8 protein-coding genes and 1 pseudogene are annotated in these 11642 nt (G+C 70.2%); 1 reads left to right on the forward strand and 8 read right to left on the reverse strand.

The annotated features are described in order from the left end of the window. Window positions 1–147: 147 nt before the first annotated feature. The 8 genes from HCC78_RS29820 to HCC78_RS29855 all read right to left on the reverse strand — a co-directional run bounded on the left by HCC78_RS29820 (window position 148) and on the right by HCC78_RS29855 (window position 11316). The gene (locus HCC78_RS29820; protein ID WP_172332386.1) at window positions 148–1932 is read right to left on the reverse strand and encodes a bifunctional protein-serine/threonine kinase/phosphatase; all 1785 of its coding nucleotides are present in this window, start codon (window positions 1930–1932) and stop codon (window positions 148–150) included. A 55-nt stretch (window positions 1933–1987) separates the two neighbouring features. Further along, window positions 1988–3457, reverse strand: coding sequence for a NarK family nitrate/nitrite MFS transporter (locus HCC78_RS29825; RefSeq protein WP_172332387.1), 1470 nt, complete (start codon window positions 3455–3457; stop codon window positions 1988–1990). Window positions 3458–4266: 809 nt separating this feature from the next. Next, entirely contained in the window at window positions 4267–5190 is a 924-nt protein-coding gene (locus HCC78_RS29830) for a hypothetical protein (RefSeq protein WP_172332388.1), read from the reverse strand. After that, on the reverse strand, window positions 5187–6866 hold the full coding sequence (locus tag HCC78_RS29835) for an ABC transporter ATP-binding protein (protein ID WP_172332389.1): 1680 nt from the start codon (window positions 6864–6866) through the stop codon (window positions 5187–5189). Before HCC78_RS29835 ends, HCC78_RS29830 begins: the two co-directional genes overlap by 4 nt. After that, entirely contained in the window at window positions 6866–7744 is an 879-nt protein-coding gene (locus HCC78_RS29840) for an ABC transporter permease (RefSeq protein WP_172332390.1), read from the reverse strand. The genes HCC78_RS29835 and HCC78_RS29840 overlap by 1 nt, the downstream gene beginning before the upstream one ends. Next, window positions 7744–8667 (reverse strand): ABC transporter permease, encoded by a 924-nt coding sequence (locus tag HCC78_RS29845; RefSeq protein ID WP_172332391.1) that lies wholly within the window; start codon window positions 8665–8667, stop codon window positions 7744–7746. Before HCC78_RS29845 ends, HCC78_RS29840 begins: the two co-directional genes overlap by 1 nt. A gap of 61 nt (window positions 8668–8728) precedes the next feature. Then, complete coding sequence (locus tag HCC78_RS29850; RefSeq protein ID WP_172332392.1) at window positions 8729–10276, reverse strand: ABC transporter substrate-binding protein; 1548 nt, start codon at window positions 10274–10276, stop codon at window positions 8729–8731. A 191-nt stretch (window positions 10277–10467) separates the two neighbouring features. After that, the gene (locus tag HCC78_RS29855) at window positions 10468–11316 is read right to left on the reverse strand and encodes a MurR/RpiR family transcriptional regulator (RefSeq protein WP_172332393.1); all 849 of its coding nucleotides are present in this window, start codon (window positions 11314–11316) and stop codon (window positions 10468–10470) included. A gap of 140 nt (window positions 11317–11456) precedes the next feature. Here HCC78_RS29855 and HCC78_RS29860 point away from each other — a divergent pair. After that, window positions 11457–11642: pseudogene (locus HCC78_RS29860) on the forward strand (hypothetical protein); the annotation flags it as partial.

The following is an 11642-nucleotide window of genomic DNA, read 5'->3' on the forward strand; positions in this document are numbered from 1 at the left end:
GACACCGAGGTCGTCCGCACCTACCCGGTCAGGATCGAGGACGGACGCCTCATGCTCGACACAAAAGCAATAGCCGCCAGGAGCGCCGCCTGACCGCCCGGGCGGGCAGGGCCCCAGGGCGGCGCCTGCCTGTCCCGGCCTGCCCGGTCACGGCAGGAGGGCGACCAGCGCGACTGCCAGCGCCGCGGCAACCGCCGTCGCGGCCAGCGCCCAGCCGCGCCAGAAGCCGCGGGAGCCGCGCTGCAGCAGCGGCACGAAGACCGGCCTCGTCCCCGCCCTGCCCTGCAGCTTGCGCATCTCACCCAGGAATTCCGACATCACCTCGGGGCGGTCCTTCGGGCTGAAGGCCAGCGCGCGGGACAGGACCTCGCCGGTGGCGGGCGGCAGGTCGGGGCGCAGCGCGGCGAAATCCCCCGCCGCCCAGTCTGCGGGCCGCGACGGCAGCGCCGTGCGCTCCTCCAGGTCGAAGGGCACCCGGCCCGCCAGCATCTCCCAGGTGATCGCGGCGACGGAGAACAGGTCCGACAAGGGCTGCGCCCCCTGTCCGGTCAGCACCTCGGGGGCGATGTAGTTCAGCGAACCCTCGGGCAGCTCCTCCTTGTCGCCGCGCTCGAGGTCGCGGAAGCCCGACACCTGCACCGAGCCGAAATCGATGATCTTCGCGGTGCCGTCCTCCGCGATGATGACATTCTCGGGCTTGAGGTCGCGGTGCACCATGCCGAGCCGGTGGAATACGCGCACCGCCGAGATCAGCGAGGCCAGCACCGGAATGATTTCGGCGATGGAGGGCTTGGGATGCGCCTTCATCCAGTCGCGCAGGGTCTCTCCCTCGACGAAATCGGCAATGTAGTAGAGGAACCGGCTGTCTTCGTGCGGGCGGATCTTCATCACCTGGCTGTTCGTTATCCGCCGTCCGACCCATTGCTCCAGCGTGAAACCTTCGAGATATTGCAGGTTCTCCGCGAAATTCTGCGACGGCGCCTTCAGGACGAAGCGGCCGTCCTCGCCCGCGCGGCGCACTAGGTAGACATTGCTGCGGGTGGAGGAATGCATCACCTCCAGCACCTCCCAGCCATCGATGCGGTTGCCGGGCTTCATCGCCGGCGGGATCACCTGCGCGGTCAGGCGGCGATGCGCCTCGGGCAGGGTCTCCGAGGGCAGCGCGAGGATCTTCAGCAGCATGCAGCTGACATTGTCGCTGCTTCCGGCCTCCAGCGCCGCCTGGCAGAGCGCGCGCGAGGCCGCCTCCAGATCCTCGCGGCTCTCCTGCGGCAGGCCGGCCAGCCGGTCGCGCATGCCGGCCTCGCCCAGCGTGTCATGCACCCCGTCAGTGGTCAGGATGTACAGGTCGCCCTCGGCCATCGTCTCCTGCGCATAGTCCACGCGGATGTCGGCTTCCGCGCCGAGCGCGCGGGTCAGGGACTCCGATCCGCCCATGAAGCGCGCCGAATGGTCCTCGGTCAAGGGCACCAGCCGCCCGGCGCGCAGCCGCTGGCAGCGCGTGTCGCCGATATGTACGATGTGCAGCGTGGTCGAGCGGGCGATGGCGGCGGTGAAGGTCGTCACCATGCCCTCGGCATCGGGCGAGCCGCTGCGGTTCTGGGCGTGGAGCCAGGAATTGAGCGAGTTCAGGAGCCGCCCGGCGCAGTCCCGCACCGGCCAGCTTTCCGGGGCCGAGTAGTAGTCCCGGGCGAACTGCACCACCGAGATCTGCGCCGCCTTGTCGGAATTGAGCCCGGTCGAGATGCCGTCGGCGATGCAGGCGATGGCGCCCTTCACCTGCATCTCGTAGGCGGTTTCCGGGATGCGCCCCGAGATCGCGTCGTCGTTGCGCGGCTTGGTGCCCGCCCCGGACCACCCGCCGAGCACGGCACGCAGCCCCTGTGCCGGGAACTGTCCCGGGACGGTGGTGTGGTCGCCTCTGCCCGCCATCCTCGCCTTTCCCGGCAGGCCCGCGTTACGCGCCTGCCGTGCCGGTCGGCCGCGTTCAGTGTGCGCGGCTCACGTTGATCATCGTGACGTTGCCGTCCTCGTCAATCTCCGCGATTTCGCCTTCGGGTTCCTCGAGGAAGAGCAGCGCGACGAAGCCGAGAACGGCCGTGCCGGCAATCACGAAGAAGAAGGTCGAGGCGTCCACCACCGAAAAGATGATCAGGTAGATCACCGCGCCGACATTGCCGTAGGCGCCGGTCATGCCGGCGATCTGCCCGGTCAGGCTGCGCTTGATCAGCGGCACCACGGCAAAGACCGCGCCTTCGCCCGCCTGCACGAAGAAGGAACAGGCCATCGCCACGACCACCGCCAGCCAGACCGGCCAGGTGCTTCCGATGATGCCCATCGCGGCATAGCCCACCGCCAGACCGGCGGTCAGGATCAAGAGCGTCGGCTTGCGTCCGAACCGGTCCGAGATCATCCCGCCGCCCGGGCGCGACATCAGGTTCATGAAGGCATAGGCCGAGGCGACCATCCCCGCGACCACCGGCGACAGGCCGAACGTGTCCGTGAAGAACAGCGGCAGCATCGACACCACCGCCAGTTCCGAGCCGAAGGTGGCAAAATAGAGGATGTTGAGGATCGCCACCTGCTTGAACTTGTAGCGCTGGAATTCCGGGACGGTCTCGGTGAACACCTTGCGGTTGGCCCGCACGGCCAGCATGCAGTCATAGACGTAGAGCAGCAGCAGACCGAACCAGACCGCGTATTGCGTGGCCGGGTTGAAGATGCCCACGTTCTTCAGCCGCCAGGCCAGCGCGCCGAGCGCGATGTAGAGCGGCACCTTCATCACCAGCAGGAACCAGAGGTCGCCCTTCGAGGTGACCTCCATTGCCGTGGCGTTCTTCGGGCGGAAGTATTTCGACCCCTTCGGCACGTCCTGCACCGTGGCGTAGTAGATGAAGCCGTAGACCAGCGCCATCGCGCCCGTGAGCCCGATTGCCCAACGCCAGCCATCCTCGCCGCCGAACATCAGCGCGACGGTCGGCAGGCAGAAGGCGGCGGCGGCCGAGCCGAAATTGCCCCAGCCGCCATATATCCCCTCGGCGGTGCCGAGCTCGTGCGCCGGGAACCATTCCGAGACCATGCGGATGCCGATGACGAAGCCCGCCCCGATCAGCCCGAGCGCGAAGCGCGCCAGCGCCAGCTGGGTGAAGCTGTCGGCCACCGCGAAGACGAAGCAGGGGATCGAGGCCACGATCAGCAGGCCGGAATAGACCCGCCGCGGCCCGTAGAGGTCGGTCAGGATGCCGATGATGATCCGCGCCGGGATGGTCAGCGCGACGTTGAGGATGAGGAGCGTGGTGACCTGGGGCCTGGTCAGCCCGAGGCTCGCCTGGATCGCCCCGAGCATCGGCGCGAGGTTGAACCACACGACGAAGGTCAGGAAGAACGCGAACCAGGTCAGGTGAAGGATTTTCATCTTCCCGGTGAAGGAGAAGATGTTGAAGCCGCCAGGTGCCATGGACCCTCCGGGTTTTGAACGGACGGCTCCAGCCTAAGCCTGCAGACGGTTCAGCGGGGCGACATATTCCGGAAATAACGGAAACATGTGCTGCAGATGCACAAAAACCGCGCGCTCTGGCGCGGCTTCGCCCGCAACTGCCCGGATGCAAGCCATAGGCCGAACGCCGCCCGGCTCCTGCCCGGACTGCCGCCGTGCGCGCACGGAGCGCTTTGCCGCGGAAAGCGGCAATGCCTCCCGCAGCCCCCATATGCCGGACCATCGCCTCCGGCGGCGGCGACCCGGGCGGGCGGCGATATCCGCAACGCGCCCGGAGTCCGCGGGCGGTTTGCCTGCGCCTCCCTGCCCGGCCATCGCGGAGCTCCGCCGTCCGGACCCCCGGTACGCACTGGATGCCCGCCCTGCCCATATGTCCCGCCTGGCCCGGTGCGGTCGGCCGCAGCCGGAAACGCCCTCGACCCTGGCAGGCCGCCTGCCCCGCGGCCGGCCCCGTCGAACGCCTGCCGGGGAACGGATGCCGGGGCAGCCATGCGACTGCTCGGCCCCCGGCCGCATGGCAGCCGGGACGGGCGGGAAATCCCATGCCCTCCGGTGCCGCTCCCGTGCAGAACCTGCCCGCGGGCATCGCAGGCGCCTCCCACGGCAGGACACCTCCCCGCCCGGATGCCCGAGTTGCGGTCCGGGCACGCGGCAAGTTCCGGGCGCCGCCGTTGAAGGTCCCGGAAGACGGAGCGGTTGCCTCGCGCCTCCCGGCAGCGGGTCCGGCAGCCCAGGCCATGCCCCCCGCTGCCGGACGGCCGGGCCCCGGCTCAGGCGGGATCGGGCGCGACGTATCGGACCGGCAGGCACTCCCTGCCGTCGAAGCTCTCGACCCGGCCGTCCTCGCCGGTCAGGAACGGCTCGTCCAGCAGCCGCCCCACAGTCAGGCCATCCCGCGTCAGCCGCGCCTGCGGACCGTAGCCAGCGCTCCAGCGCCCGCCGGAGGGCAGCGAGGCGGAGAGGACCAGCGCCTCGGGCTGCATCTGCGGGCCGAGCCGCAGCTCGGACCAGCTGCCGCGCAGGACCGGCAGGCCGCGCTGCAGCAGGACCGTGCCCGCGACCTGCGGCGGAACGAGCGCGGCCAGCGCCATCTCGGCGATCAGCGGCGCCAGCAGCGCGCCATGCGCGATGCCGTTGCACAGCACTCCCGCCCGCGCGCCGCCCTGCGCCTGCAGCGCCTGGCCGAGGCCCGGGAAGGCGGCGACATGGCGGGCATTCGCCATGCCGATCCGGCCGTCGAGGCCGAGGCAGACGATCCCGGCATCCGCATCCGGATCCGCCGCCGCCGCCAGCTCCGCCGCCTCTGCCGGGCCGATCCCCGCCCGCATCGCCTCCAGCGCAGCCTCCGCCGGGCTGGACCCCGCGCCGCCGCGCAGGTTCGGGAAGCGGTGCCCCGTGACCAGCCCGGCCGCGGCATCGCCCGGGGTGAATTGCGCCAGCGGCTCCGGCCGGTCCGGACCGCTCGACATCAGCACCGCGCGCGGGGCCTCCAGCGCCTCCTCCGGCAGGCCGCGCGCGAGCAGCGCGCGCGCGCCGCCGCGCTGGATGCCGCAGCGCCAGAGTCCTTGCGGACCGATGCAGGCAAAGCTGGCGAAGCCGCCGATCGCGCCGGTGCCGACGGCCTCTGCCCGGGCCAGCGCGCCGAGGATCGCCCGGCCGGCGCCGGGCCCCGAAGCGGCAATGCCGATCGTCATCCCGCCACCCAGTGGCCGGAGCCGACCTCGCGCAGCGGCCCGGCAAGGGCCGCCGGCCCGGGCGGCACCGGCGCCTGCCGCGCCGCGCGGGGATCGGGCACCGGCGCGGCGGCGATCAGCGCCTGCGTGTAGGGATGCCGGGGCCGGTCCATGACCTCCGCGGCGGGGCCCAGCTCCATCAGCCTCCCGCCGCGCAGCACCGCGACGCGATGGGCGATCCGCCGGACCACCGCGAGGTCATGGGTGATGAAGAGGAAGGCCAGCCCCGTGTCCCTCTGCAGCCCGAGCAGCAGGTCGAGGATCGAGGCCTGCACCGAAACGTCCAGCGCCGAGGTCGGCTCGTCGGCGATCACCACCTGCGGCTCCGGCGCCAGCGCGCGGGCGATCGCGATGCGCTGGCGCTGCCCGCCGGAGAATTCATGCGGCAGCCGGTCCAGCATGGAGGCCGACAGGCCGACCCGCTCCATCAGCCGCCCGGCCTCGGCACGCAGCGCCCTGCCCGACAGCCCGCGATGGATCGCCAGCGGCTCGGCCAGCGTGTCCCCGGCGGCGAAGCGCGGGTCGAGGCTGGCAAACGGGTCCTGGAACACCATCTGCACGCGCGACCGCGCCTTGCGCAGCGCAGCGCCGCGCAGGGCGGTGATGTCCTCGCCCGCCACTTGGACGCTGCCCTCGTGCGACAGGTCGAGCCGCGCGCCGATCCGTCCCAAGGTCGACTTGCCCGAGCCGCTCTCGCCGACCAGCGCCAGCGTCTCGCCCGGCGCGACCGCAAGGTCGATGCCGTCGAGCGCCCGGTGCCCGGCGCTGCGCGACAGGAAGCCCCGCGCGCCGAAGCTGCGGCCGATGCCGCGGAAGGCCAGCGCCGGGCGGTCCGCGGCGGGGGGCGGATCGCGCCGCAGCGGCCCGTCCATCCGCGGCACCGCAGCCAGCAGGTCGCGGGTATAGCCCTGCGCGGGCGCCGAGAAGATGTCCCGCGCGGTGCCGGTTTCCACCAGATGGCCGCGCCGCATCACCGCGACACGGTCGGCCATCTCGGCGACCACGCCCATGTCATGGGTGATCAGCAGCAGGCTGGTCCCGGTCTCCCTTGCCAGCCGCCGCATCAGCTCGAGGATCTGCGCCTGCACGGTCACGTCTAGCGCGGTGGTCGGCTCGTCCGCGATCAGCAGTTCCGGCTCCAGCGCCAGCGTCATGGCGATCATCACCCGCTGGCGCATGCCGCCCGAAAATTCATGCGGATACTGCGCCATCCGCGCCGCGGGCTGCGGGATGCCCGCGGCATCGAGCATCTCCACCGCCCGGGCGCGCGCCGCGGCGCCGCTCATGCCCTTGTGCACGGCCAGCGCCTCGGTCATCTGGCGGCCGATGGTCAGGACCGGGGTGAGGCTGGTCATCGGCTCCTGGAAGATCATGCCCATGCGCGGCCCGCGCAGGGACCGCATTCCGGCATCGCCGCAGTCCGTGATGTCGGTGCCGCCGAGCAGAATGCGTCCTCCCGTCCGCCTGGCGCCGCGCGGCAGCAGCCCCATCAGCGACAGCGCGCTGACCGACTTGCCCGAGCCGCTCTCGCCGACAAGGGCCAGGGTCTCGCCCTTGGCAATGGACAGGTCGAGCCCTTCGACCACGGGCAGCGCGCCGAAGGCGATGGTCAGGCCGGTCACGTCGAGAAGCGGCATCAGCGGCCCTCCGATCTGGGGTCGAGGGCTTCGCGCAGGGCGTCCCCGAGGATGTTGAAGGCGAAGACGGTCAGCGCGATGGCGAGGCCGGGATAGAGCATCAGCCAGGGCGCGCGGTTCATGAAGTCCCGCCCGGCGGACAGCATGTAGCCCCATTCAGGCTGCGGCGGCTGGGCGCCGAGGCCGAGGAAGCCGAGCGCGGCGGCCGCGAGGATCGCGTTCGACAGTCCCAGCGTCGCCACCACGATCATCGTCGGCAGCACGTTCGGCAGCAGGTGCCGCAGGATCAGCCGCATGTGGCCCGCACCCGCCGCGATGGCGCCCTCGTAATAGGGCTTCGCCACTTCGCCGAGCGCCGTGGCATAGGCGGTGCGGGCATAGAAGGGCACGGCGGCCACGCCGACCGCGACCATGGCATTGGTCAGAGACGGCCCCAGAACGGCGACGAAGGCCAGCGCGATCAGCGTCTCCGTGAAGGAGAACAGCACGTCGGTCGCGCGCATCAGGATGCGTTCGGGCCAGCCGCCGAAATGTGCCGCCGACAGCCCGGTGACGAGGCCCAGCACCAGCGAGATGCCGACCGCGATGGCGCCGATCTGCAGCGTCAGCCGGGCGCCGAAGAGGATGCGGGACAGCACGTCGCGGCCCAGTTCGTCGGTGCCCAGCAGATGCGCCGCCCCGGGCGCGGTCAGCGGGCGGCCCGCGGCCATCTTGGTGGGATCGAACGGCGCCAGCCAGGGCGCCGACAGCGCCGAGAGGACCAGCGCCAGGACGAGAGCCGCGCCGATGGCGCCGCCGGGATTGCGGAGGATGCGCAGCCAGAGCGGGCGCGCCTTGCGGCGGGTCTCTGGCGGGGCGGTCCGGGCGATATCGGCCATCAGCTTCTCCGGATTCTCGGGTCGAGCAGCGCGTAGACGAGGTCGAGCAGGAACATCACGACGACGACGGTCGTGGCGAAGACCAGGATGAACCCCTGGATCACCGGATAGTCGCGCTGGAAGATCGCCTCGATCGCCAGCCGCCCGATGCCGTTCCAGGCGAAGATGTTCTCGACCACGATGGCGCCGCCCATCATGTAAGTGAATTGCAGCCCCATCATGGTGACGACCGGGATCAGCCCCGAGCGCAGCACGTGGCGCGACTGGACAACCGCCTTGGGCAGGCCCTTGGCATTGGCGGTGCGGACGAAATCCTGCTCCATCACGTCGATCATGCTCGACCGGGTCATCCGCGCGACGATGGCGGCGTTCGACAGGCCCAGCGTCATGGCGGGCAGCACCAGGGCCAGCGGCCCGCCGCCCGCGACCGGCAGCCAGCCCAGATCGACGGCGAACCAGAACATCAGCACCAGCCCCAGCCAGAAATGCGGGATGGACACCCCTGCGATGGCGGTCATCATCACTGCGCTGTCCACCCAGGTGCCGCGCTTGTAGGCCGCCCAGAACCCTGCCGGCAGGCCGATGGCGACGGCGATGGCCATCGCCGAGAAGGCCAGCAGCAGCGTGTTCGGCAGGCGCGCCATCAGGAGGTCCGCCACCGGCTGCTGGCCGCGGATCGTCACGCCCATGTCGCCCTGCAGGAGCCGCCCGAGATACTGGACGTACTGGACGATGATCGGCTGGTCGAGGCCGAGCCGGGCGCGAATCTCCTCCAGCTGCTCGGGCGTGGTGCCCTGGCTCTGGGCGTACATGATCTGCACCGGATCGCCCGGCACCAGGTGGATCAGCAGCGTCACCGCGACGGTGGCGATGAGGATCGTGGCGAGCCCCATGGCGAGGCGCTTCGACAGGTAGGAGAGCATCGGGCGGTCCTTCCTTCCGGCAGGCACGGCCCGGAGGCCGCGCCGCCGGATCAGCGGGGGATCAGAACTTCACGTCGTTGAAGATCGGATAGACGAAGGGCGCGACATGGAAGCCCTCGACCTCCGGCCGCACGGCAAAGACCCATTCCCAGCCCGGCGTGTAGAGCGGCACGTGGATCGACTTGTCCAGAAGGTAGGCCATCACGTCCTCGACCGCGCCCTTGCGCTCCGCCGGATCGGCCAGCACGCGGGTCTTCTCCAGCATCGCGTCGAGCTCGGGCGAGGTATAGCCGCGATAGGCGCCGGGCGAGTGCCAGAGCGCATAGAGGATGTCCGGATCGTACCAGGACCAGGTCATCATATCCATCGAGCCGATCCCCTCGGGCGTCTCGTTCTCCTGCCGCACGCGGGCATTCATCGTGCCGATATCCATCATCTGGATATTGGCCTTGATGCCGACCTCGGCCAGCTGCGCCTGGAACACCTCGGCCAGCCGGTCGCGCTTGCCGCCGGTCCAGACCAGCATGTTCACCTCCAGCGGATTGTCCGGACCCCAGCCCCCGGCCTCCGCAAGCAATGCCTTGGCCTTCTCGGGATCGTACTGCGCGCGGTGCCCGGCGCAGAAGTCCTGGTCGTTGCCGAAGACGCCGCGCGAGATCGGGCATTGCTCGGGGATCGACAGGTCGCCGTAGATCAGCATCAGCGCGGTATCGACATCGGTGGCCCGCGCCACCGCCTCGCGGACGCGCTCGTCATCGAAGGGCGCCCGGTGCAGCGCGAATTCCCAGAACACGTTCTGGCCGGTATTCTCGGCGATGACGATGTTCAGCTCGCCCGACTCCTGCAGCGCGGGCACGTCGTCGAGCGGCGGCTCGGCGATCTGGATCGCCCCGGTCTTCAGCCCGGCCAGCCGGGTCTGCGGTTCCGGCACGGTGGTGACGATCAGCCGGTCCATGTAGGGCGCGCCGGGATTTTCCGCGAGCTTGCCGTGGTTCACGTAGTCCGGGTTCTTCTCCAGCACGATCCTGTCGCCCTTGGTCCAGCTGTCCAGTTTCCACGGCCCCGAGCCGATCGCGACGGTGGTGCCGAAGCCCTCCTGCTCCGCGTTCGAGTCGCACAGGATCGACGAGAAGCTGTCGGCGAGGAACGGCACCATGGCCACGAAGGGCGAGGACAATGTCAGCTTCACGGTCAGCGGATCGACGACCTCGGCCGAGGTGATCGGCCCCCAGCTGGCCTGCGTCACCGAGGGGTTGTCGGCATCGAAGGCGCGGTCGACGGTGTATTTCACGTCATTGGCGTCCAGCGGCGTGCCGTCATGGCACATCACCCCGTCGGCGAGATGGAAGGTGTAGTCCAGCCCGTCCTCGCTGACCTCCCAGCTGGTCGCCAGGTTCGGCACCGGCGCGCCGGCCGCGTCGGTGGCCAGCAGCGTGTCGTAGATCAGGCTCCAGACCTGCAGCGAGAGGGTCGAGGTGGCCCGGTGGGGGTCCAGCGTGTCGATATCGCCGTATCGGGCCCAGACGATGTCCTTCGCGGCCAGCGGAGATGCAGCGGCACAGCCCAGGACGGCGCCCAGCCCGAGCTGGCGCAGACGTTTGGCGGTCATATGGTAACTCCCTGTCATGTGGACCGGCGCCGGGCCGCCCTGGCAGTTTGTGCCGCCTGCGGCCGGGTCTCGGCAGGAACAGGAGGCGGCAGGACCGCCGATGGGTCAAGAACGTTTCAAATCTGATCCTGAAAGTTTCAGCCCTGATCCAAAGCGGCCGAATATGCAGCGCTGCGGCGGCAGGGTTGCGATCAGAAGTCGTCGCCGGCAAGCTCGGCCCATTCGGCATGGATCTGCGAGATGTATTCGAGTCGCGCCAGCGCCGGCTCGCCGATCCTGAGCGCCAGAGAGGAGCAGAAATAGGTCAGCACCGAAACCGGCGCGACCACGCTGTCGAAGGCCCCGGCGCCCTTGGTCCGGCAGCGCAGCGTGACGCTGGCGGCATCTTCCGAGACCGGGGCGATCTGGTCGGTGATGAAGGTGACATGGGCATCGGCCTTGCGCGAGGAGGCCATGACCGAGCGCAGCGACTTGGTGCGCCGTCCCACCCCGAGCGCCAGCACCGCGTCCGAGGCGCGGATCGAGGCAAATTCCTCCGGCACCGAGAAGCCGCCGATCGGAATCATCCGGATGTCGGGCTTCACCCGGATCAGCAGCGCACGGGCGAAATGGGCCAGCGGATAGTTCTCGCCGAAGCCCACCACCCAGATCTTCTCGGCCAGCGCGAAGGCGCGGATGGCGGAATCCAGGTCGTCGGAGCGGATCTGCTCGATCGTGCGCGTCAGGTTCTGCACCTCTGCGGTCAGGTGCTGGGCCTGGCTGACCCGCGGCGTGCCGAAGCGCGCGCGCCACTCGGGTTCGCGCCCGTCGCGGTCGATCGAGCGCCGCGCATCCGCCCGTGCCACCCGGGCCCCGGCATAGCCGAGCCGCCGGAAGAACCGGGCCGCGGTCGCCTTCGACACCCCCGCCCGCGCCGCCAGCGAGGTCGCGCTGAGTTCCGCGACCAGGTCCGGGGCCTGCAGGATCGTGTCGGCCATCCGCCGTTCGGACCGGGTCAGTTCGTCGTAGATGTCGACGATGCGCTGCGACACGTCATGCATGGCGGCCTCCGGGTTTGTTCCGGAACTGAAACACCTGCACCGCAGAGTTTCAAGCCGCCGCAGCCCGGACTTCGCGCTTTCCTTCCCGCGCCAGGTACCGCTAGGATCGGAACCGGCGGCAGATCGGGACGGCAGGCATCATGGCATCTCCGGAAGCGGAAGCAGGAACCGGGGGCACGGTTGCGGCGCGGATCCGCGCCTGCCGGAACCGGCTGGCACGGGCGGAACTTGCCGTGGCGGACGTCCTGGCCTCGGGCTACCCGACCTCCGGCATGGTGCCGATCGTGCAGCTCGCCGCCGCTGCCGGTGTCAGCGCGCCGACCGTG

Origin of the sequence: Mangrovicoccus sp. HB161399 (genome assembly GCF_013184745.1) — a bacterium.
GTDB lineage: Bacteria > Pseudomonadota > Alphaproteobacteria > Rhodobacterales > Rhodobacteraceae > Mangrovicoccus.